General features: G+C 49.0%; 19 protein-coding genes. 3 read left to right on the forward strand and 16 right to left on the reverse strand.

From position 1 onward, the window contains the following. Positions 1-107: 107 nt before the first annotated feature. The 12 genes from DHU66_RS00350 to DHU66_RS00405 all read right to left on the reverse strand — a co-directional run bounded on the left by DHU66_RS00350 (position 108) and on the right by DHU66_RS00405 (position 13,033). Complete coding sequence (locus DHU66_RS00350; protein WP_108774460.1) at positions 108-1,751, reverse strand: oligosaccharide flippase family protein; 1,644 nt, start codon at positions 1,749-1,751, stop codon at positions 108-110. Between the two features lie 154 nt (positions 1,752-1,905). Then, the gene (gpmA, locus tag DHU66_RS00355) at positions 1,906-2,652 is read right to left on the reverse strand and encodes a 2,3-diphosphoglycerate-dependent phosphoglycerate mutase (protein WP_108774461.1); all 747 of its coding nucleotides are present in this window, start codon (positions 2,650-2,652) and stop codon (positions 1,906-1,908) included. Continuing rightward, complete coding sequence (locus tag DHU66_RS00360) at positions 2,652-3,077, reverse strand: flavodoxin (RefSeq protein WP_108773928.1); 426 nt, start codon at positions 3,075-3,077, stop codon at positions 2,652-2,654. The genes gpmA and DHU66_RS00360 overlap by 1 nt, the downstream gene beginning before the upstream one ends. A 109-nt stretch (positions 3,078-3,186) precedes the next feature. After that, a complete protein-coding gene (gene feoB / locus DHU66_RS00365) occupies positions 3,187-5,349 on the reverse strand; it encodes a ferrous iron transport protein B (RefSeq protein WP_108773929.1) in 2,163 nt (720 codons plus the stop codon). Positions 5,350-5,370: 21 nt separating this feature from the next. Continuing rightward, positions 5,371-5,592, reverse strand: coding sequence for a FeoA family protein (locus tag DHU66_RS00370; protein ID WP_108773930.1), 222 nt, complete (start codon positions 5,590-5,592; stop codon positions 5,371-5,373). Between the two features lie 10 nt (positions 5,593-5,602). Then, the gene (locus tag DHU66_RS00375; protein ID WP_209451701.1) at positions 5,603-5,815 is read right to left on the reverse strand and encodes a FeoA family protein; all 213 of its coding nucleotides are present in this window, start codon (positions 5,813-5,815) and stop codon (positions 5,603-5,605) included. 189 nt (positions 5,816-6,004) lie between these two features. Next, positions 6,005-7,384, reverse strand: a complete 1,380-nt coding sequence (locus DHU66_RS00380) for an NAD(P)/FAD-dependent oxidoreductase (RefSeq protein WP_108773931.1) — start codon at positions 7,382-7,384, stop codon at positions 6,005-6,007. Positions 7,385-7,411: 27 nt separating this feature from the next. Continuing rightward, positions 7,412-8,416, reverse strand: a complete 1,005-nt coding sequence (locus DHU66_RS00385) for a glycosyltransferase family 2 protein (RefSeq protein ID WP_167836188.1) — start codon at positions 8,414-8,416, stop codon at positions 7,412-7,414. Between the two features lie 62 nt (positions 8,417-8,478). Beyond that, the gene (locus DHU66_RS00390) at positions 8,479-10,074 is read right to left on the reverse strand and encodes a hypothetical protein (protein ID WP_108773933.1); all 1,596 of its coding nucleotides are present in this window, start codon (positions 10,072-10,074) and stop codon (positions 8,479-8,481) included. A gap of 137 nt (positions 10,075-10,211) precedes the next feature. Next, entirely contained in the window at positions 10,212-11,825 is a 1,614-nt protein-coding gene (gene groL / locus DHU66_RS00395; RefSeq protein WP_108773934.1) for a chaperonin GroEL, read from the reverse strand. 28 nt (positions 11,826-11,853) lie between these two features. Then, positions 11,854-12,144 carry a co-chaperone GroES gene (locus DHU66_RS00400; RefSeq protein WP_108773935.1) on the reverse strand — a complete coding sequence of 97 codons (291 nt, stop codon included), beginning with the start codon at positions 12,142-12,144 and terminating at the stop codon, positions 11,854-11,856. Between the two features lie 88 nt (positions 12,145-12,232). Continuing rightward, positions 12,233-13,033, reverse strand: a complete 801-nt coding sequence (locus DHU66_RS00405; protein WP_167836189.1) for a helix-turn-helix domain-containing protein — start codon at positions 13,031-13,033, stop codon at positions 12,233-12,235. 135 nt (positions 13,034-13,168) lie between these two features. Here DHU66_RS00405 and DHU66_RS00410 point away from each other — a divergent pair, with 135 nt between their 5' ends. After that, positions 13,169-15,148 (forward strand): phospholipid carrier-dependent glycosyltransferase, encoded by a 1,980-nt coding sequence (locus DHU66_RS00410; RefSeq protein WP_108773937.1) that lies wholly within the window; start codon positions 13,169-13,171, stop codon positions 15,146-15,148. Next, positions 15,133-16,833 carry a glycosyltransferase family protein gene (locus tag DHU66_RS00415; protein ID WP_108773938.1) on the forward strand — a complete coding sequence of 567 codons (1,701 nt, stop codon included), beginning with the start codon at positions 15,133-15,135 and terminating at the stop codon, positions 16,831-16,833. Before DHU66_RS00410 ends, DHU66_RS00415 begins: the two co-directional genes overlap by 16 nt. Positions 16,834-16,949: 116 nt before the next feature. Here the strand turns inward: DHU66_RS00415 and pheT are convergent, their stop codons facing one another. From pheT to DHU66_RS00430, 3 genes are all read right to left on the reverse strand, one after another. Then, positions 16,950-19,346: a phenylalanine--tRNA ligase subunit beta gene (pheT, locus tag DHU66_RS00420; protein ID WP_108773939.1), complete on the reverse strand. Its 2,397-nt coding sequence runs from the start codon at positions 19,344-19,346 to the stop codon at positions 16,950-16,952. Positions 19,347-19,361: 15 nt separating this feature from the next. Next, positions 19,362-20,396: a phenylalanine--tRNA ligase subunit alpha gene (gene pheS, locus DHU66_RS00425; RefSeq protein WP_108773940.1), complete on the reverse strand. Its 1,035-nt coding sequence runs from the start codon at positions 20,394-20,396 to the stop codon at positions 19,362-19,364. A gap of 281 nt (positions 20,397-20,677) precedes the next feature. Then, positions 20,678-21,412 (reverse strand): type 1 glutamine amidotransferase family protein, encoded by a 735-nt coding sequence (locus tag DHU66_RS00430; protein WP_108773941.1) that lies wholly within the window; start codon positions 21,410-21,412, stop codon positions 20,678-20,680. Between the two features lie 48 nt (positions 21,413-21,460). On the opposite strand from DHU66_RS00430, the gene DHU66_RS00435 reads away from it, so the two are divergent. Next, a complete protein-coding gene (locus tag DHU66_RS00435) occupies positions 21,461-21,748 on the forward strand; it encodes an acylphosphatase (RefSeq protein ID WP_245309296.1) in 288 nt (95 codons plus the stop codon). Here DHU66_RS00435 and DHU66_RS00440 read toward each other — a convergent pair. Continuing rightward, a complete protein-coding gene (locus DHU66_RS00440; protein WP_108773942.1) occupies positions 21,745-22,470 on the reverse strand; it encodes a TrmH family RNA methyltransferase in 726 nt (241 codons plus the stop codon). The genes DHU66_RS00435 and DHU66_RS00440 overlap by 4 nt on opposite strands. Positions 22,471-22,519 lie beyond the last annotated feature (49 nt).

The raw sequence follows: 22,519 nt of genomic DNA on the forward strand, positions 1-22,519 counted from the left end.
GAAGTCATGATAAGTTATAGATATTAACTTGATGTACTTGTTCGGGTACATCAACTATTTATTTGAAAATAGCGATGCGAAAAAAACAGGATGACAATGCATCCTGCTTATGCGTTCTTCTTCTGCAGACGTGCTTTGACAACGGCAGACAGCCTACGGTGGAATACCTGCTCCGGCATCTTCAATGCCGCACTGACGCCGAAGTAGACGCCTAGTGTAATCAGGGCATTGATGCATGTCTTGCCCAGAGCGATGACCTTGCGTCCATAGGCACCGGTAATGCCCACTTTGGCAAGAACGGTAGAGACGGCAAACATCAGCACGATGCAGGCAATACTCTTAATGAAAATCGAGCCAACCGAGCGGAACGAAATCTCATGTTCCTGATGCATTGCCTTGAAGCTGGCAAAGACAATATACAGATTGCCAGGAACCGTTGAAAGAACGGCGCCGGCATAGCCGAACATCCAGATCAGCGGCACCATGGAAGCACCTTTGATGATCAGATTGACACCAAGGTTTTTCAGGGCTTCATGCTTCATGCCAAGCGCCATCAGGATATTGGTGATCACTGGTGTGATTGTGGCAAGGAAGCCTTCCAGAGCAAGCCAGCGCAGGCAGTTGGCCGCAGTGACTTCATCACTTGTATAGAACAGAATATGGAAGACATCCCGGGCATACAGAAAGATGCAGAATGACACCGGAATACCAAGATACACAATGATATTCAGGCAGTCTACAACATTGCGGGAAACAAGTTTCTTGTTCCCCTGCGTGCGGGCAGCCGTGATATGCGGAATCAATGCAGCAGCAAATCCTGGTGAGAGAATCATTGGAATTGCCGTCATCTTGGTGCCGACATAGTTGAAGGCGGAAAGAATGATGCTCTGCTGTGAGGATGTATAGCCATGTACCTTGAGGCCGACCGGCAGAAGCACAGAGTTGAAGATATCATCGCAATAGCCAAGCACTGCGACCAGCAGATACGGAATTGCCAGGGCAATGAGTTCCTGGAACAGCTTCTTCTTGCGGACAGTCTTCGTGGTCTGGCGGCGGGCAGCTTCTTCAATCGCCGGGAAGTGATGCTGGTCAAAGTAGACAAACTGCAGAATGCCTGCCACAGCAGCGATGCTGGTGGACATGACAGCGACATACAATGCATAGCGTCTGTCCATATGCAGAACATAGACAATGATATAGGCTGCCGTCAGCAGAAAGCCGACCCGGAAGATCTGTTCAAAGACCTGTGATACCGCATACTGGCTCATTTCCTTGCGTCCCTGATAGAAGCCCCGGAAGCCGGACAGAATCGGGACAAAGAAGATCGCCAGAGACAGGATGCGCAGGCATCTGCCCATGATGGGAGCATCTGAGCCGCTGGCAATGATATGCGAGAGCGGCCATGACAGCACGAGCAGCAGCAACATTCCCAGAAAACCGGTCATGCCAAGCAGAACAAGTTCTACCTTCTTGATCTTGCGCAGTGCTCTGGCATCCTGGCGTACCGAATACTTGGCAACTATAGTGGCAATGGCAAACGGAAAGCCGGCTGTAAAGACATTCAGAATATAGCTGTATATTCTGAATGAGGTGCCATAGTAGCTCATATATGCATCAGAGCCTAATATACTGGACAGCGGAATCGAGTAAAACAGACCAAGCATCTTGGCAATAAACAAGCCAAGCGTCCCGACCATGCCGCTCAGAACGATACTGTTTTTGACACGATCCGCATTTTTTGCCTTATTCATCTTCACATTACCTTTCATGCCACGTTATTGTACTCTGATTCCCGCCGCAGTGGGAATTTTCTATAAATGAAAGCAGATTTTCCAAAACCATCCCACATTTCCTGCCTGATTTTCTTCCACAAAAAATCTTCTCTTTGCAGAGAAGACTTTCAGATCACTTTGCTTTGCCCTGCTGGGCAACTGCGTTCATCTTGGCTTCGACTTCGCTTTGATCACCAAGATAGAAATGCTTTTGAACATGGAAATGATCATCAAATTCATAGACAAGCGGAACACCGGTTGGAATGTTCACACCAGCGATATCATCGTCTGAGATCTGATCGAAGTATTTGACCAATGCCCGCAGCGAATTGCCATGGGCTGCAATCAATACCTTTCTGCCAGCCAGAATCTGCGGTTTGATTTCAGATTCAAAGTACGGCACAACGCGCTGGATCGTAATGGCCAGAGACTCAGTCTGGGGAAGCAGTGAAGGATCAATGCCGGCATACATCTTCTGCAGTGCAGGACTGCGGGGATCATCCTTTTCCAGAGCCGGCGGGCATACGGCAAAGGAGCGCCGCCAGATCTTGACCTGCTGTTCGCCATACTTTTCAGCAGTTTCTGCTTTATTCAGCCCCTGCAGAGCACCATAATGGCGCTCATTCAGCCGCCACGACTTGTGTTCCTCAATCCAGTTCAGATCCATTTCATCCAGAATGTGGTGGAGTGTATGAATTGCTCTTTTTAAATAAGAAGTATAGGCAAGATCGAAGTCATAGCCGGCATCTTTCAGCAGCTGTCCTGCCTTGATCGCTTCTTTATGGCCGTTTTCACTCAGGTCAACATCTGTCCATCCGGTAAACAGGTTCAGCTTATTCCATTCACTCTCACCATGTCTGACAAGTACAAGGCGGTACATCATGCGGCCAGCTTTCCGCCAAGTTCTTTGCATGCCTCAAGTGCGGCATCATCCGGCTCATTCAGGCATGTAATGCCAGCTTCCACAAGCTGGGCACCATCTCCCTGTACACGTGACTCCCAGTCATGCATCCAGGTCTGATCACCCCAGCCATAGGAGCCAAACAGACCGACCTTCTTGCCAGAGAGACTTCCTTCTACGCTGGCAAACATCGGATCAAAGCTGCCTTCCTCCAGGTTTTCAGAACCCATTGCCGGGCATCCGAAGGCAAATGCATCATAATTGCTGACATCATTTGCAGAGAAGCTGTCACTGAAGATGACATCTGCTTCTGAACCTGCTGCCTTGACACCTTCGGCAACAGCCTCTGCCATCTTCTGGGTATTGCCCGTTCCGGACCAATATACAACTGCAATTTTAGACATTTCAATTTCCTCTACTTTCATTTTCCTTTTCAGGATGTAAGGTTAGTATATACTAACTTATATGGAATTGAAAAGCAGCATGCTCAGCTGCTTTTCAAAATTTTTGATTTTACGCTGCTTCTTCAGCAACTGTCTTGGTTCTTGCACGGTGCTCATAATCTGGTCTGAGAAGCAGATACAGATAGATGCAGAGTACAATCACTGCGGCAATGGTTCCGGCACCGAAGGCAACTTCGCCAACCATCAGGCCGCCAAGTTGGTAAACCATCAGGGAAATGCAGTATGCATTCAGATTCTGTACCAGGATGGCAAACCAGAACCAGCGTTTGTTGTTCATTTCCTTTGCCATTGTAGAGATGGCTGCCAGACATGGAGAGTCAAAGCAGTTGAATACCAGGAAGGATACAGCTGCAATTCCTGTCGGGAAGAATGCCGCAAATGCCTGATGCATGGATACGGTATATTCTTCTACATCGCCAAGGCCTGCCAGCACGCCCATTGTGGAGACGATGCCTTCCTTGGCAACGAATCCGGAGATGGAGGAAGCAACTGCCTGCCATGTACCAAATCCCAGAGGGACGAAGATCCATGCAATGGCACGGCCGATATAGGCAAGGAAGGAAGCTTCGGTATCAACAAGTCCGAAGACACCGTTCTGGATGCCGAAGGAAGCAAGGAACCACATCACTGCACAGCAAAGGAACAGGATGGTGCCGGCTTTCTTGAGGAATGCCCAGGATCTTTCCCAGACATGCATCAGAACACCTTTGAGACTCGGGATATGGTAAGCCGGCAGCTCCATGACAAACGGTGCCGGATCACCTGCAAACATCTTTGACTTCTTCATGATGATGCACATGATGACAACAACGCCAATGCCGGCGAAGTACATCACCGGAGCAAACCACCATGTGCCTCCCATCAGATAGCCGGCGATCATGGCAATGACCGGAAGCTTAGCACCGCATGGGATAGAAGTAGTTGTGATCATCGTCATGCGGCGGTCTTTCTCGTTTTCAATGGTACGGGTAGCCATGATGCCAGGCACGCCGCAGCCAGAGGAAATCAGGAATGGAATGAAGCTCTTGCCAGACAGGCCGAATCTTCTGAAGATACGGTCCATGATGAAGGCAACACGGGACATATATCCACAGTCTTCCAGAACAGACAGGAAGAAGAAGACACACATCATCTGCGGCAGGAAACCGATCGGTGCTGCCAGGCCGCCGATGATGCCATCAACAACCAGTGATACCAGCCAGTCAGAGCAGCCTGCATTCTGCATCAGGGTCTGTACGCCTGGCTGAATGATGCCGCCAAATAATGTATCGTTGACCCAGTCTGTCATCCACTGGCCAATACCGGATACAGCAATCAGATATGTCAGTGTCATGATCACAGCAAAGATCGGCAGAGCCAGCCAGCGGTTTGTCACAACCTGATCGATGCGGTCAGACACAGACATCTGTCCGGCATGTTTCTTTCTGTAGATGCCTTTCAGCAAAGAAGCAATATATTCGTACTTCTCATTTGTAATGATGGATTCCGCATCATCATCCAGAGATGTCTCCACGGCTCTGGTTGTTTCCTCAGCTGTCTTCTTTTCTGCACCAGTCAGGGTAAGCTGGGCCATGACCTTTTCATCACGCTCAAATACTTTGACTGCATACCAGCGGCGCTGGGATTCATCTGTATTGGAAAGCACCTTTGTTTCAATCGTATGCAGAGCCTGCTCCACATCACTGCTGTATGTCATCTTGAGCGGCAGTGTATGTTCTCTGGCCGCCTTGATGGCAAGCTGGGCGGCATCCATGATGCCCTCCTGGTGCAGAGCGGAAATTTCAATCACTCTGCAGCCAAGCTTTCTGCTCAGTCCCTTGAAGTCAATATCATCACCGTTCTTGCGGACAAGATCCATCATGTTTACGGCGATCACCATCGGAATGCCTGTTTCCGCAAGCTGGGTTGTCAGATACAGGTTTCTCTCCAGGTTTATGCCATCGATGATATTCAGAATGACATCCGGCTTATCCTTGACCAGGTAGTTTCTGGATACCACCTCTTCCAATGTATATGGTGACAGTGAATAAATACCCGGAAGGTCCTGAATGATAACATCTTCATGTTTCTTCAGTCTGCCTTCCTTTTTTTCAACCGTGACACCTGGCCAGTTGCCGACATACTGGTTGGAACCTGTCAGGGCATTGAACAACGTTGTCTTGCCGCAGTTCGGGTTGCCAGCCAGTGCAATCCTGATTTTCTCTTCTGCCATTTTTTCTGTCTCCCCTGTTCTTTATGCAACTTCGATCTGTTTGGCATCCTCTTTGCGGATGGAAAGCTCATAGCCGCGCACCGTCACTTCAATCGGATCGCCAAGCGGTGCTACCTTGCGGATAAACACCTGTACGCCCTTGGTAATGCCCATATCCATAATCCGGCGCTTCACAGCCCCTTCACCATGAAGCTTTACAACCGTAACCGTAGATCCAATCTTTGCCTCTTTTAATGTCATCATATTTCCCTTTCTATACCATGATTTTCAGAGCCATGCTCTCACCAATGGCAATCCGTGCATTCTTTACATTCACAATCAGACTGCCATTCAGCCGTGACACCACCGTCACCGGTGTGCCCTCCACAAAGCCCATATCAGCAAGATGCTGACGCATCTGGGCGTTGCCATTCACTTTCTTTACCGTGTGATCCATGCCAGGATCCGCAAATGCCAAAGGCATCATATACACCCCTTTCCAAAGCTGATATCACCAGTTAGAAACATCTAACACACATGTAGTTTACGCTAACTAACATATGATGTCAAACTTTATATCTGAATTTCAGGCATCTGACTTGCTTTTGATTTTGTAATCTGCTAGGCAGAAAAAAACCTCCTGCAAGAGGAGGTCAATCAATTCTCATTCTGCACTTCAGTGCTTTGCACCTATGATATCTGCAACAGCCAGGCCATTGGCAGCAGCCTGTGCAAGGCTTCTTGTAAAGCCGGCACCATCGCCTAATGCATAGATTTCGTCTGTTCCTTCCAGCATGAAGTCTTTGGCATGCGGACGGGCACTGTAGTATTTGCATTCCACGCCATACAGCAGAGTATCGTAGTTAGCTGTACCTGGTGCCACTTTATCCAGGGCATGCAGGGTTTCCACGATATTATCCAGCTGCCGTTTCGGCATGCACAGTGACAGATCACCAGGCACGGCATCAAGGGTTGGCTTGACGCTGCTCTTGGAAAGGCGGACAGCAGTTGTGCGCTGTCCCTTCTCCAGATCGCCCAGGCGCTGTACCAGAACATAGCCGCCGGAGATCTTATTTGCCAGTGCAGCAATATCACGGGCATAGGCAACCGGCTCATTGAACGGTTCCGTGAAATACGTGCTGGAAAGCAGTGCAAAGTTGGAGTTATTGCTCTGCTTCGCCTTGTCTTTGTAGCTGTGGCCATTGACAGTCAGAACACCATCACTGTTTTCAGTGACCACATAGCCTCTTTCATTGAAGCAGAACATGCGGGTTGTATCTCCATAGTGGCCGGATTTGTACAGGATCTTCGGCTCATAGATCCGCTTGGAGAATGCTTCCCAGATTTCATATGGCAGCTCGACACGTACACCGATATCCACCTGGTTGTTTGTGCAGGCAACATGATTGTCTTCACACCACTTCTGGAACATGCGGTTGCCGATTCTGCCTACGGCAAAGACAACCGTCTTTCCTTTGACGTGTTTTTCCTTCCCCCTCTGGGTAAAGATGACATCATGGCTTTCTTTATCCACGTCACTGACCACAGCCTCGGTTTCAATATCCACATGGCCATCCATGGAATGAATCAGTTTGAGCATCGTGCCATAGTTGGCATCAGTGCCAAGATGCTTGACTTCTGCCTGCTGCATATGCAGGTCATGCTGGAGACACAGTGCCTTCAGCTGATTGTCAGGATGGTAGACTTCCTTGTCTGCGCCATAGCGCACCAGAATCTCATCTGCCTGACGGATGTATTTCATGACATCCTCAGCCTTCATGACATCCGGCAGCCAGCCGCCGTATTCGGTCGTGATGTTGTACTTGCCATCCGAGAATGCACCAGCACCTGCCATACCTTCCATGATGGCACACGGATTGCACTTGATGCACTTTTCAACCTTACCGGCCAGAATCGGGCAGCTTCTGTTTTCAAGCTTTCTGCCTCTTTCCAGAATCAGCACGCTCAGCTGCGGACTTTTCTCCATCAGACGGTAGGCGCACATCAGGCCGCCGATACCGCCGCCGACAATGACAACATCATAAATATCTTTCATCTTCAATATGTTCTCCTGTTACTCTCGTTATTTGATTTTTTTCTTTTTCAGCGCCATCATGCGCTCTCCTGCCTTTGACAGCATGACCTCATAGCGGACTCTTTCCTGGAATGGCACGCCTGCCTGGCGGGAACCCTCCCGGATCTTTGCGGCAAATGGTGCAAGCTCCTGCCGGAATACATCAAGATCATCCACCAGCTGCAGCTTCCTCTCCATGGAAACATGCAGATCATCCAGGCGGGACATGATATCCAGATAGACACTGAACAACCGCCAGTAGAAAAGTTCTGGAATGTTGGAAATATGCTGAGACTGGGAAAGAATCATGCGGTAAGAGAAAATCTCACCTTTCAGCTGGGCAGCAATATCCTCTTCCCGTTCCAGTCTGCGCTTGCGGTAAACTGCCAGCGGTTCATCGGTATAGATGACTTTGGATGCGCGCAGCAGTGTCAGCCAGAACAGCATATGATCGGCATAGCTGATTTTCGAGGCAAAGCGGATTCCTTCTGCACAGCTGCGCTTATACAGCTTTGCCTGCGAGCGCGGATCCACCATGAAGAGATTTCTGAACTGTTCCGTATTGCGGTTGTATACCGTATCCTTCTGCAAGGTTGTCCGCTCACTCTGATAGCAGCAGTCATATACAGGACGCTTGCTATAGGAATACTGATCGATGCGTGCTCCAATGACAAGATCTGCACCGGAGACATCTGCCATGCGGCACAGCTTTTCCACAGCTGTTTCCTTGAGTGTGTCATCAGGATCCAGAATCATGAAATATGGTGTCTCACAATTGCGGATACCCGTCTTGATGCTGGAACCATAGCCGCCATTGGGCTTGACAATAGCATGATACCGGGATGGGTTTTCAGCAACAAATGCATCAATGCGCTCCTGGGAGGTATCCGTAGAGCCGTCATTAATCAGCAGAACCTGAAAATTCTGAATGGACTGGCGGCGCAGAGATTCAAAGCACTGGCCAAGATAGTTTTCTGCATTATAAACAGGCACGATGATGGTAGCTTCCTGCATATTTATATCCTCCGATCTATTCGTATTATAGCATGCCTGGCTTTGTGAATGAGGCATGCATGTCAGCTGTGTACATGACTGTCGTGGACGATGATCTTGACATCATCTTTGATGTAATCGGTATACAGGCCCTGAGGATGATCCAGCCAGGAGACACCGTGTCCGATCAGTACAGAAGCAATCAGGCACAGTTCCAGAATCCACTGGCCTAACGGCTGCCATTCGAATGTATGGTAGATCGCAATAAAGAAAATCAGGTCTGTAAAAGGATTAAAGAGAATCTCAAAGCTGTCTCCGTAGACATCTGTACCGACCAGGCGGGCAATGACGCCCATGGTCAGAGGGTTCAGGAAGATGATCAGCATCAGCAGCATCATGCTGCGAAGCTGCTGGTGCGGTTGCGTTTTGGCATGCAGCAGAAACAGCAGCAGTCCTCCCCAGCGGAATACGTCCAGTACATATGTGGTGATACGGTGATCCAGGAACAGATAGCTGCGTACGGGCTCTTCACGCAGAAACTGTTTGTAGCTGGCAAGTGAAACCGGGATGGATGGAAAGAATATGGTCAGAAACAGATTGAGGGCCATTAAGGATACCGGGACAATGACATACAGAATGAGACTGCCATGGTCAAACATCCAGTCCTCTGCCCGCCATAACAGCCTGCGCAGTTTCTTCTGATAGCGCAGGCGCAGAAACAGCATGCAGAGGATGATCAGGCCAAACCCTGCAAATGGATGTACGGAGCACAGCTGGAAGCATGCATAGATGATATGCGGCACGATCAACGTGGTGATATCAAACAGAGAACGTATTTTATGCTGTTTGAACAGCCATGCGGCCAGGCAGTACAGAACCTGAAAACTGATGACGCCAAAGCCGGGCGAGACAAACATGCCGCCGGCCATATAGAACATGGAAATATACTTTTCCTGCTCATTGCCATCCTTGATCCAGCAGTACAGGTTCCATAACAGCAGAGCAATGAAAACCATGCGCCAGTTGGCACCGGATCCTGCCATGGCAAGCTGCCAGCCGCCAAATGCTGAATAGAACAGTGCATAGACAACCAGTGTAAAGGAGAACCATGGGTTCTTGAGACGGAATGTCCGCATGATATTCAGGCATACCGCTGCAAAGATCAGGTGATAGAACACACCTGAGAACATGATATTTTCAGCCGGGTCCATGCAGCGCAGCAGCACTGCCTGCAGTACCCGGTATCCCTGCAGAGGATACAGCGAATCATAGTAGCGGACAGAAAAAGAATTTGCATGAATCGATTTCAGAGCGCTGATCGCAGCATCCAGGTTGGCTGCTTTTGCAATCAGGATCACAAACAGAAGTGCAGATGCAAGAATTGCGATTGTATCACGCTGCCAGAACGTATGTAACGTATCTTTCCACTGCCATATTGTGACTGCAGCAGCTGCTGCAAGAGCAATGATGGTAATGATACAGGCATAAAGAACGGGTGCATGAAAGACTGTGCATGGCATATAGAATACTTCCAGCACAGTAAAAAGCACAGCAGCCCCGGCTGGTGCTGCAAAGCCGCGCTTTTCTGTTTTCAGCAGTTTCAGAACGCCTGTGCCAAGGCCTTCACAAAGAATGGCAGCCAAAAGGCCGACCATTGCAGACAGCAGCAGATCTTTCATAGCAATCAAACAGCTCCTCAGCGGCAGAAAAACATGGATTCTTCTGCCGTCCAAACAGTACTATTTTACATCAGGCATCAAAAAAAGGAACCCAATGCATGAGTTCCTTCTTCTGACCCTATCGATTCAATGCTGCATTAATACTGCGGTACCTGCTGGGGAGCCGGTGCTTCCTTGGCAGGAATCTCAGCAACAGCAGCTTCGGTTGTGATGAACAGACCAGAGATGCTTGCAGCATTGAGCAGAGCAGTTCTTGTTACCTTGGTTGGATCAATGATGCCAGCCTTGAACATATCTACCCATTCACCGGTCTTGGCATTGAAGCCGACATTCGCTTCTTCCTTGAGCTGTCTCTCAAAGATTTCATTGCCATCAAAGCCAGCATTTTCAGCAATCTGCATGATCGGCTCGCGCAGAGAATCCAGTACTACATTGATACCTCTCTGTACATCGACAACATCATCCTTGAGATTGCCCTTGACTGCCTTGTAGGCATTGACCAGAGCCAGACCACCGCCGGTCACAACGCCCTCTTCAACAGCAGCCTTTGTAGCATTCAGAGCATCCTCAATACGCAGCTTCTTGTCCTTGAGTTCTGTCTCGGTTGTCGCACCAACCTTGATCAGAGCAACACCATTGGTCAGCTTGCCAAGACGCTCCTGCAGCTTCTTCTTGTCATAGTCGCTCTTTGTCTCTTCAATGGCAGCCTTGATTTCAGCAACTCTTTCAGCAACGACATTCTTGTCGCCGGCACCATCGATGATTGTGGTCTTGTCCTTTGTGACAACAACCTTCTTGGCAGAACCAAGATCAGAAATCTTGACATCAGCTAGGTTCATCGACAGATCCTTTGCGCAGACAACTGCACCAGTCATCGCAGCGATATCACCAAGCTGGTTCTTGGCATTGTCACCAAAGCCCGGAGCCTTTGTAGCAACAACGTTGAATGTACCTCTGAGCTTGTTCAGGATCAGAGTGCTCATCACTTCATTGTCAAAATCATCTGCAATGATCAGCAGTGCACGGTTGGACTTCACGACTTCTTCCAGTACCGGCAGAATATCCTGAATCGTGTTGATCTTCTGATCCGTAACCATGATCAGCGGGTTGTCCAGCTCAGCTGTCATCTTCTCACGGTCAGTTGCCATATACGGGGATACATAGCCCTTGTCGTACTGCATGCCTTCGGTCATTTCAAGGGTTGTCTCGAAAGACTTGGACTCATCAACATTGATGACGCCATCCTTGCCGACCTTCTCCATAGCCTGGGCGATGATGGAACCAATCTCTTCATTGCCGGAAGAAACAGTCGCAATGTTCTTGACATCGCTGTTTGTCTCAACCTGCTTGGATTCCTTCAGCAGCTCAGCAGAGACAGCCTTGGCAGCCTTGTCCATGCCTTCTCTCATCAGAACAGGATTGGCACCCTTGTCAACTGCCTTCAAACCGCTTGTAATCATGGCCTGGGTCAGCAGTGTGGCGGTTGTTGTACCATCACCGGCAACATCATTTGTATTGTTGGCGGCTTCATACACAAGCTTTGCGCCCATGTTTGCAAACTTGTCTTCCAGCTCAATCTCCTTGGCGATTGTCACACCATCATTGGTGATGACCGGTGAACCGTAGCTCTTCTCCAGAACAACGTTTCTGCCCTTCGGGCCCAGTGTAACCTTAACTGCATCAGCCAGTGTATTGACGCCGTCCAGCATCTTCTGTCTGGCGTCCTTGGAATACAGAATTTCCTTTGCCATATTATTATTCGTCCTCCTGATTTACGCTTTACTCAACTACAGCAAGAATATCATCTGCACTGATCAGCAGATAATCCTTCTTGTTATCCTTTTCCTTCACTTCCGTGCCGGAATACTTCTTATAAATAACCTGCTGGCCAGCCTTGAGATCAATCGGTGTCAGCTTGCCATCTTCAACCTTGCCAGGTCCAACCGCAACAACAATGCCATGGCTCGGTTCATCCTTTGCTTCCTTTGTTGTCAGAATGATACCACTTTCTGTCTTCTCTTCTTCTTTCACTTTTTCAAGCAAGACATAATCATGTAAAGGTCTAATCATACGTTACCTCCTGTGCTTTAGCACTCATACTTTTTGATTGCTAACACCTGTTATTATAAGCACGACTGTCACTCTGTCAATATGAGTGCTAAAACTTTTTAGACATTTTTTCCGCATCGTGCAGGCGGCTTACAGCACAGGCAACAGTGAGGTTCATGCTCTCGTTGCTGTCTGAAATGTCATAGCCAAGCAGAGTGGAAATCTTGTGAATGCGGTATTTGACGGTATTACGGTGCAGATACAGCATGGAGGCGGTGCGCATGATATCGCAGCAGCAGTCCAGATAGTATGCACAAAGGAATATGCATGGTCTGCCATGCGGATCCATTTTTTCCAGAAACTGTATCACACCTGTATAAATTGCAAGCAGATGCTCATTCTGCATGATCAGACGCACCATGCGGGCGAAACGGATTTTCTGCATGGTGAGATATGGTGCATGCGGATAAATGATCTGTGCATCATGGATGCAGCCTATGGAAATCTCATATAAATAGGATGGTGCTTTGGTACCCTGCAGATCCGGACACTCCAGCAGTATTGCATCATGATTCTTTACTTTGAGATATTGTGATAGTTCCTGAGACTTCTTTTTGATTTCCTTTTCATTGATACCGCCGATGGGATAGACCAGAAGGTCATTACCGCATAATGCAGCAGCACATCCTGGTGAAATGTCATGAATCTCATCAAGCAGTGAATGCAGGGAACTGCTATTTTTAAATGCAATATTGTGAACAATCCAGAGTGAAGTAGATGACAGAGCAGAAAGCTGATCTGTGTCAGCCTGCATCACCATGTAGAATGTTTTTCCATTTTCCAGATCCGTGAGATTTTTTCTGATGTTGTTCAGTTGTCTGCGACCGTCACTTGAATACTGCTTTTCCATATGCCTAAAATTTACTGAAAATCTTAACAAAATCCCGTAACTCTGCAAGCCCTTGCACAACTTTGGAAACATTATTTCAAGATCATCAATTCCCTGACACTTTCATGGCAGCAGTACTGGTATAATGAACGCGCTATGAAAAATTTAAGTTTACTGCTGTTTCAGGATACGGAACTGCTTCCCCTGCTGCTGTGTGCAGCGCTGATCCTGCTGGTGATCAAATTTTATTATGACAGGCACCGGAAACCAGAGAAGAACGAAAAAGAAGAAGAGAATGACCGGGCTCTTCCCCTGCCGTTTGTGCGTGCCAGCCATCGTGTTCGCTATACCCGCAAAGACAGAGTGATTCTTGTCACAGCCTGTGCCCTGTATGCGCTGTTTTCTTTCTGGGAGCTGGGCAGCGCAAAGTTTCCCCATACAACCTGGCAACCCCAGGCAGATCAGCCCAATCAGTCATTCATTCTCAAGCTGAGTGAGGATACTTCGTTTGATCAGATCAATGTGATCTATGGCGAAGGTGACAACAATGCCAATCTGAGTTCTCTGCAGCTTGGCGTGGAGGGAATGACGATTGAAGGATCCAATGACCTGAACAGCTGGACAATGATTACAACGCTGGAAAAAGGGTCCATCTATGAATATTTGACCATCGAAGGCAGCTGGAATTACCGCTATATCCGCATTACAGCAGCCAGTAAGAATCAGACTCTGACAGAGATTGCCTTCAAGAAAGCAGGTGAAGACAGCCTTCTGCCAGTGACGGTACAGGAAGATGACAACTTTTCTTCCAAATATCCGGCTTCTCTTGTCATTGATGAGCAGGATCTTGTCTCGATTCATCCAACCTATATGCAGCAGGCATACTTTGATGAAATCTATCATCCGCGCAATGCCTGGGAGATTGCCAATGGTGAGTATATGTATGCGACAGTACATCCACTGTTCGGCACCAATCTGATCGCTCTTTCGATCAAGCTGTTTGGCATGAATCCGCTGGCATGGCGGCTGCCAGGTGCCATCTTCGGCGTGCTGATCATTCCGATGTTCTATGCCATTCTGAAGATGCTGTTCGGTGATATCCGGCTGTGCACGCTCGGCACCATTCTTTGTGCAGCAGACTTTATGCACCTGACGACATCGAGAATTGCCACCCTGGAACCATTCAGCGTATTCTTCATTCTACTGATGTTCTACTGGATGATCCGCTGGTGTCAGACAAGCTGGTACGATACAAAATTCTCTGGTTCTTTGAAACTGCTGCTGTGGGGCGGCATCTTTATGGGTGTTGCCATTGCGACCAAGTGGACAGCATGCTATTCCGCCGTCGGCCTTGCCATCATTCTGTTTGCCAGCTTCTTTTGCCGCTATCGTGAATATAAGAAGGCAAAACAATTTCTGAATGAAGGACAGGGAACAGATGAACAGAATCAGTTTGCAAAGAAGGTTGTTTCCACCTTTCCAAAGGCGATGCGGACAACATTCCTTTGCTGTTTCCCTTTCTATATCTTTATTCCGGTTATCATCTACTGGCTTGTCTATCTGCCGGACCATGTCTGGCGGGATGGGTGGTCCATTGCCAATGTATGGAAACAGAACATGTACATGTACAACTACCACACAAATCTCAAGGCAACCCATCCGTATCAATCAACATGGTATATGTGGCTGGTTGATGCAAGACCGATCTGGTACTTCTCAGGTGTCAAAGCAGAAGGCATCTCCCATTCGATTTCCTGCTTCTCCAATCCGCTGTTAACCTGGGCCGGCCTGCCGGCCATCATCTATACAGCCGTTGACTTCATCCGTCATAGAGACAGACATGCCGGCATCATCCTGGCTGGCTATCTGACTGCGCTTGGTCCATGGGTGCTGTTAGTCAAAAGATGTGTCTTTGCCTATCACTTCTATCCAACCAGTTTCTTTACGATGCTTGCCATTGTTTATGCAGCCCAGGCACTGTTGAAGAAGGATGAAAAGTATCTGAAATGGATCTATGTCTTTGAAGGTGTCTATATCTTCCTGTTCCTGATGTTCCTGCCGGCGACGGCTGGCTTTGGCACAACGCAGACATACGTCAAGCTGCTGGAGTGGTTCCCGACATGGTATTTCGGGTAAAACATCCAAAATGTGCGTTTCTGGGCGCATCCATTCTTTTCGCCCTGCTGTTCTGCATTCCCTATCTTGGCAAGGATCTTCTGCCAATCGAGCATGATACCTTCTTTCATGTGGCAAGAATTCAGGCAATGGCAGATGCCATCGGCCACAAGGATTTCCTGCCCGCTGTCTTTTCCTTGCAGAACAATGGCTATGGCTATGCCAGTCCCTTGTTCTACAACAATCTGTTTCTGATCCCTTCTGCCCTGCTGGTACGGATTGGCATGCCTGTTGCCAACAGCTATAAGCTGCTGATTCTGGTGGAGACAGTACTGGCCTGCTATGCCATGATGGTGCTTGTATACCGCATCAGTCAAAAACAGAGCGCTGCCATACTGGCAGGATGTGCCTATGTCTTTGCCAACTATCATGTGACGGATGTCTATGTGCGTGGTGCTTTAGGTGAAGTACAGGCTCTGATTTTTCTGCCCATCATGATTGAAGGTGTGTATATCATCCTGGTGGAACACAGCAGAAGATGGTACATGCTGGCGGCAGGACTTGCCTGTTTACTGCTGAGCCACAACCTGACATTCCTGATGGGCTGTATCCTGCTTGTGATCCTGTGTCTGATCTATGTCAAAACACTGACAAAAGAACAGATCATTGCTTTGGTCAAAAGTGTATTGGCAGCCTTCCTGATGACCGTGTTCTTTTCCCTGCCGATGCTGCAGCAATTGCACAGCAATACATTCTATCTTGATTATTATGGCAGCAGCAGTGATCTTGGTACAGGTTCACTTGGCTTATGGAAATACTTCGCTGAAAAGACGGTCTTTGGCTATTCTGACAACAGTCTGCCCCGCAGTCAGCAGATGGTTCTCAACGTCGGGTATTTCCTGACCTTTGCACCATTGCTCTGGCTTGCCGTTAAAAAGGAGAAAAACAATACCAGCCGCTTTGTCACCTCGCTGCTAGTGATTGGCTATATTGCGATTGTGCTGCCATGTTCTCTGATTCCATGGGATGATCTGGATGCATTGCGCATCATGCAGTTTCCATGGCGTCTGCTTGAGATCGGCCTTGTGTGTCTGAGTGTGCCGGCAGGCATCGGATTTGCGTCACTGCTTCAAAGAAAAACAATACAGGCAATCGCGGTTGTGGTGCTTTGCCTGGAGGGTATCTATCATGTCACGCCTGTGTTTACGCGCACCTTCGGTCTGACCAGCGAAACGACCTGGCAGGATATCTCGGATGGAAAGCTGTGCGATCCATACTATTCGGCAACATACAAACGGGTGGAGCTTGCCGGCGGTGACTATCTTCCCCTGCCATCGCCTGATTATCGGACATTAAAGCAGGCCATCATGGATGAAAGTCTGCAGCCGCTGGATATTTCATTTGAGAAAGATTACAGTACTCTTTCCTTCACGCTGACTGACAGCAATGCAAACCAGACAATTGTGCTGCCATTGACTTGGTATCTTGGCTATCATCTGTATCGCATTGACAATGGCATCAGAACTGAAATCAAGATTACGCCCACCGACAACGGGCTGGTCAGTTTCAAGGCAGATCAGACAGGCAGTTATGTTTGTGTCTATCAAAGCACAACGCTGCGGAATATCTGCATTGGGTTTTCACTGGCTGCATTGGCTGCTGTGATCATTTGCTGGTGGAAAGACAGAAAGATACAGAAGGCATAACACGATTGACAATCAGCAGTCATATGAAAGAGACAGGAAAACCTGTCTTTTTTGATTGGTGCAAAAAAAGGATGCCTCCGCTTGGAAACATCCTCATTGTGATCAGCTGAATGAGATCAGGATCTTAACTGGGCACCGAGCTTTTCAGCAAACTGCTGCAGAATGCGCGCATGCACCGGTGCGATATCTTCTTCTCTCAATGTTCGATCATCTGCCTGGTAGACAATATGCAGGGCAACGCTCTTCTTGCCTGCCTCGACATGTTCCCCTTCATAAACATCGAAGATTTCTGCACTCTTTGCAATCTTATGAGAGTTGCGGGAAACGATGTTCAGAATATCGCGGGCAGTGATATCCTTGTCAACAATCAGAGCGATATCTCTGGTGACACCCGGATAGCGCTGGATCGGATTGAAACGCAGACGGCCCGGCTTGCAGGTCAGGATCGGATTCAGATCAAGTTCTGCGTAGTAGACACGGCCAAGGTCAAACTTACCGGCATATTCCGGATGCACTTCACCAAAGACACCGAGGAATTTGCCATCCAGGGCAATTTCAGCAGAGCGGTATGGATGGAAGTGAACCGTATCATACTTGTTCTCACTGATGCGCACTCTGGCAGCTGCGAAGCCATTGCGCTCCAGCCATGTCATCAGAATACCCTTTAGTGTATAAAAGGATACCGGCTGTTCCTGCCTGTGCAGCTTGTCATTCCGCAGCATGCCATCCAGCACAATCGCAAGTCGTTCCTGCTCTTTGTCTTTGGCATAGACTTTGGAAAGCTCATAGAAGTTGTTGTCTTTGGAACCATGTGCTTCATTGTACTGCACGCATTCCAGCACGGAATTCATCAGACCGGTACGGATGTGGGTGCGTGCTTCACTCATCGGCATGGAAAGTGCAATCGGCTCACCTGCCGCAAAGAACGTATCATCTGTATATGCTTTGGAAACTAGCGTATAGGTGACAATCTCATGCAGGTTGAAGCCGCTGAGAATATCACGGATCTGTCTTCTTGCCTTCTGTACTGGTGATAGCATGCCTACGGTCGGTGCCATCTGCGGCAGTGTGCTTGGCAGATCATCATAGCCAAGCAGACGGATGACTTCTTCATCCACATCTGCCTGCCCCTCCATGTCTGTTCTGTAGGAAGGAATGTGGCAGACAACAGAGGTGCCATTGACTTCCGGCTTGAAATCCAGGCGTTCCAGAACATCTGTCACCTGATTCATTGTGTAGGATGTACCAAGCAGACCGTTGCAGTGTTCCAGCGTTTCCGTAATGACCTTTTCCTTGTAATGATCATCGCCGCACACAACAGTCTTTTCAAAGCCGGACGCATCGGCATATCTTGTCAACAGGTCGACGCAGCGATCCATTGCCTTGCCGGCAGCCAGGGGGTCAATTTCCTTGGTGAAGCGCTGGGCTGCCTCTGTCAGCAGATTCAGGCGGATGCTTGTATGGCGGATCGCAACGGGATCAAAGTGAGCAGCTTCAATAAAGATCGCATCTGTATCATCATCGATCATGCTTTCTTCACCGCCCATGATACCGGCAATACCGGTAGGTTCCCCATTGGTTGTAATCAGAACATCACTGTCTTCAATATGGAATATGTTGCCATCCAGAGCCGTCATATCCATGGTCATGCCGTCTTTGACCGTGATCTCTCTTGCCGGCAGACGGGACAGATTGTAGAAGTGCAGCGGCTGGCCGGTTTCCAGCATGACGAAGTTGGAGATATCAACGACGTTGTTAATGGAATTCATGCCATAGGCCTGCAGATACTGCTTCATCCAGGCAGGGCTTGGTCCTACCTTGACATGGTTGACAACCTTGCCATAGTAAACCGGGCATTTCTTTGTTTCACTGCGGACAACAAAGCTGCTGTCTGCGCCGCCATCGGCCATGCCTCTGACATCCGGCCACTTTGCCTTTCTGCCAAGAATGGCAGCGGCTTCCTTGGCCATGTTCCACATGGCCGAGCAGTCAGCTCTGTTTGGTGTCAGGGAGACATCCAGAATCGTATCGTCCAGGCCAAGATAGCCAAGTACATTGGTTTCACCAACCGGTGCATCGGCTGGAAGTTCTTCGATGCCGGAGAGCTGCTTTTCATTCAGCAGTTTCTTACTGACACCGAGTTCATACAGTGCACACAGCATGCCGTTGGATGGATAGCCATGCAGAGGCTTAGCTTCAATCGTGCCGCCGGGCAGTTTTGCCCCAGGCAGTGCTGCAATGACCTTAAGTCCCTTGCGGCAGTTTGGAGCACCGCAGACAATATGGACAAGCTTGTCTTCCCCTTCGCCTACCTTTGTGACAGTATCATGCAGGTGGGTGCCGGGAATATCCTGGCAGGAAACGACCTCGCCAATGACCAGATTTGTTGCCTGGGCCATGGGTTCAATGCCTTCTACTTCCAGACCGGCTGATGTCAGACGTGTCGCAAGTTCTTCTGGTGAAATGCCATCCAGATCTACATATTCCTGCAGCCATTTATAACTTAATCTCATGATCTTTTCTCTCCTTTAGTCAAACCGGTCAAAATTCTTCAGGAAGCGGACATCGTTGGTGTAGAAGTTGCGGATATCATCAATGCCATATTTGAGCATGGCAACACGCTCCAGGCCGACGCCAAAGGCAAAGCCGGAGCACTTCTTTGGATCAAAGCCGTTCATTTCCAATACATGCGGATGAACCATGCCAGCGCCAAGAATTTCAATCCAGCCGGAGCCTTTGCATACCGAGCATCCCTTGCCGTTGCAGAACGGGCAGGAAACATCGACTTCTACAGATGGCTCTGTGAATGGGAAGTAAGACGGACGGAAACGGACCTTGCGGCCATTGCCGAACATGGCATTGGCCATGTATTCCAGTGTGCCCTTGAGGTCTGCCAGAGTGATATGGTCACCGACAACAAGTCCTTCACACTGCATGAACTGGTGGGAATGGGTCGCATCGTCATCGTCGCGGCGGTATACCTTGCCCGGGCAGATCAGTTTGATGGGAAGCTGGCCATGGGCTTTTTCCAGCTCACGCATCTGAATGGCCGTCGTATGTGTGCGCAGCAGTGTATTAGGATCAATGTAGAACGTATCCTGCATGTCTCTGGCCGGATGGTCCTTCGGCAGGTTGGCAAGCTCAAAATTGTAGTAGTCCTGCTCTACTTCCGGACCTTCCGCAACCTTATAGCCCATGCCAATGAACAGATCTTCCAGTTCCTGCTGGATCATCATCAGCGGATGAACCGTGCCGCGTTCCATGTCTTCGCCAGCCAGCGTGATATCAATCTTTTCGGCTTTCAGACGTTTCGCCACAGCTTCTTTCTGCACTTGTTCCATGCGGGCACCCAGGGCATCGGTAATTTCTTTCTTGACCTGGTTGACCTGCTGGCCAAATGCCGGTTTTTCTTCTCTTGGCAGTGTCTTCATGACCGCCATCAGCTGCTGCACAGATCCCTTTTTGCCAAGATAGCTGACTCTCAGCTGCTGCAGGGTATCAAGATCACCGGCCTCTGCAATCTTCTGCAGGGCTTCTTCTTTGACGCTTTGAATCTCTTCCATACTTCCTCCTGAACAATAAAAAAGCGTTCCTGTTACAGGAACGCTGATCACGCGGTACCATCCTGATTCGCACTTGCGTGCGCACCTCAATTTGCCTGTAACGGAGACAGCCGGGGAGGATTAATCCCGCTGGAAAAGTGAATTCACTGATCAGGAAAGCAGGATCTTTACAGCCGCGGGACCCCTCTCTTTTGTTTTCCTTCTGCATCAGCTACTGGTCTTTTCTTTATCGCTTTACGGATGCAATTATAGCATCATGCCTGCAATGTCACAAAGAGAACTTACCACTGGTTGCGGTATTCATTCACTCTGGCATCATCCAGAGCCTGATACAGAGCATCCAGATCATCCTGGGCAGCCGCCGCTGCATCGCCAAGCATATCGACTGTACCATGGTCCACCACAATGCCGCCCTTTCTTGGCACACAGACAACCGGCTGGCCATAGTCTTCCAGACCTCTGATAATGGCATAGAGATGTCTTGAATCCTGATCATAGTCCATATCTGCCATAAAGCCATGAACAAGGCCAAGACCATCGCCATAGCCGAATTCATGATCCAGATCCGGGATGATCGGATAGCGTTCCAGCTGAATCAGTGCTCCTGCCTGGCTTCCCATGATCACACCAGGAAACTGTCGCAAAGCATCATCCAGGCCTAAATCCACCAGGCTGTTCATCATCAGTTCCGGATGGCGTCCAGCCAGATACACAATGTCCACATCCTGCAGTTTCTCGTGGGCACGGTCCCGGTCTTCTTCATAGTAATCAAAGAAGTGAATCTGCTCATCCGGAATCCCATAGGCATGGAATGGTCTTGCCAGGCGGTAATAGGCATTGATCTCTTCACCGGGCTCCTGATATCTTTCACGCCAGGCATCTTCATCACTGGCCCAGCCTTCCTGATAGGACAGCGGCATCAGCAGCACCCTGCTTTGTGGATTGATATAGCTGGTTAATGTTGGTGAAGCCCAGTCTTCATCAAAATTTTCTGTATTTAAAAGAATGTTGGTCATGTTATGCATCACTCCTTTTATCTATAATGTAAGCAAGAGGTAAATCATATGATCAAACGATTTCATGTGTTTGTGGAAGGACGCGTTCAGGGCGTCGGCTTCCGTGGCTTCTGCATGATGCAGGCACAGCAGCGCGGTCTGACTGGCAGCGTCACCAACCTGCCCAACGGCCTGGTGGAAATCTTTGTCCAGGGTGAGCAGGACAGAATTGACAGCTTCCTGGAAGCGGTGCAGGCTGGCAATCAGTTTATCCGGGTGGATGATATGAGCATCAAGGAAGTGCCGGCTGTCCCGGGTGAGAAACGGTTTGGCTACGGGATGGGCCAGTATTTTTAAGGACGGAAATGATACATGATGATGCCGCCGGCAACGGCAACATTCAATGATTCAAAGCCAGACATTTCAATACGCAGGTTCTGATCACACATGGCAAGGATTTCCTGTGAAACGCCATTTCCTTCATTGCCGAGCACAAAGGCCATTTGATCCTGCAGAGAAATGGATGCCATTGGTACAGATGACTGCAGGCTTGTGCCGATGATGGCAAATTGATCTTCTTTCAGTGTGGCAATGGCATCTTTGAGATCTGCATAAAAGACAGGCTGATGGAAGAGTGCGCCCTGGGTGCTGCGCACTGTTTTTTCATTATAGAGATCGGCACAGGCATGGCTGCAGATCACGGCATCAAAGCAGAATGACTGCGCGGTCCGCACGAGTGTGCCAAGGTTGCCGGGATCCTGTACGCCATCCAGCAGAACCACCCGTTTCATTGCTTTCCTTTCCCACTTCTTTTTGCGGCAGACAGCAATCAGATGCACCGGTGAAACATTCACACTAAGCTTTTTCATGATGGCCGGCGTCACCAGGACTGTATGCGGGAAAGCAAACGGGCTGTCCTGGTCTGTAAGGATCGTGTCCACACAGTTTTCCTTCAGTGCTTCTTCAATCAGGTGCTCCCCTTCCACCAGGAAACGACTGCTGGTATCACGGCCTTTTTTTGTATGCAGCTTTGTCCATTCTTTGATTTTGGCATTCTGCAGTGAAGTAATGGATTCCATACATATGTCCGCCGCACATTCCGGCGGCAGGGCTCACCTTCCTTTCTTC

Source organism: Lactimicrobium massiliense (genome assembly GCF_900343155.1).
Classification (GTDB): domain Bacteria; phylum Bacillota_I; class Bacilli_A; order Erysipelotrichales; family Erysipelotrichaceae; genus Bulleidia; species Bulleidia massiliensis.

Coding starts and splice junctions, on each gene's coding strand:
- DHU66_RS00430 (WP_108773941.1), bottom strand. CDS start 21,412: ATGACCAACATTCTTTTAAATACAGAAAATTTTGATGAAGACTGGGCT.
- pheT (WP_108773939.1), bottom strand. CDS start 19,346: ATGAGATTAAGTTATAAATGGCTGCAGGAATATGTAGATCTGGATGGC.
- DHU66_RS00350 (WP_108774460.1), bottom strand. CDS start 1,751: ATGAATAAGGCAAAAAATGCGGATCGTGTCAAAAACAGTATCGTTCTG.
- DHU66_RS00405 (WP_167836189.1), bottom strand. CDS start 13,033: ATGGAAAAGCAGTATTCAAGTGACGGTCGCAGACAACTGAACAACATC.
- gpmA (WP_108774461.1), bottom strand. CDS start 2,652: ATGTACCGCCTTGTACTTGTCAGACATGGTGAGAGTGAATGGAATAAG.
- DHU66_RS00380 (WP_108773931.1), bottom strand. CDS start 7,384: ATGAAAGATATTTATGATGTTGTCATTGTCGGCGGCGGTATCGGCGGC.
- DHU66_RS00390 (WP_108773933.1), bottom strand. CDS start 10,074: ATGAAAGATCTGCTGCTGTCTGCAATGGTCGGCCTTTTGGCTGCCATT.
- DHU66_RS00385 (WP_167836188.1), bottom strand. CDS start 8,416: ATGCAGGAAGCTACCATCATCGTGCCTGTTTATAATGCAGAAAACTAT.
- groL (WP_108773934.1), bottom strand. CDS start 11,825: ATGGCAAAGGAAATTCTGTATTCCAAGGACGCCAGACAGAAGATGCTG.
- DHU66_RS00370 (WP_108773930.1), bottom strand. CDS start 5,592: ATGATGACATTAAAAGAGGCAAAGATTGGATCTACGGTTACGGTTGTA.
- DHU66_RS00400 (WP_108773935.1), bottom strand. CDS start 12,144: ATGATTAGACCTTTACATGATTATGTCTTGCTTGAAAAAGTGAAAGAA.
- DHU66_RS00415 (WP_108773938.1), top strand. CDS start 15,133: ATGGTATTTCGGGTAAAACATCCAAAATGTGCGTTTCTGGGCGCATCC.
- DHU66_RS00440 (WP_108773942.1), bottom strand. CDS start 22,470: ATGGAATCCATTACTTCACTGCAGAATGCCAAAATCAAAGAATGGACA.
- feoB (WP_108773929.1), bottom strand. CDS start 5,349: ATGGCAGAAGAGAAAATCAGGATTGCACTGGCTGGCAACCCGAACTGC.
- DHU66_RS00410 (WP_108773937.1), top strand. CDS start 13,169: ATGAAAAATTTAAGTTTACTGCTGTTTCAGGATACGGAACTGCTTCCC.
- DHU66_RS00375 (WP_209451701.1), bottom strand. CDS start 5,815: ATGATGCCTTTGGCATTTGCGGATCCTGGCATGGATCACACGGTAAAG.
- DHU66_RS00360 (WP_108773928.1), bottom strand. CDS start 3,077: ATGTCTAAAATTGCAGTTGTATATTGGTCCGGAACGGGCAATACCCAG.
- DHU66_RS00435 (WP_245309296.1), top strand. CDS start 21,461: ATGATCAAACGATTTCATGTGTTTGTGGAAGGACGCGTTCAGGGCGTC.
- pheS (WP_108773940.1), bottom strand. CDS start 20,396: ATGGAAGAGATTCAAAGCGTCAAAGAAGAAGCCCTGCAGAAGATTGCA.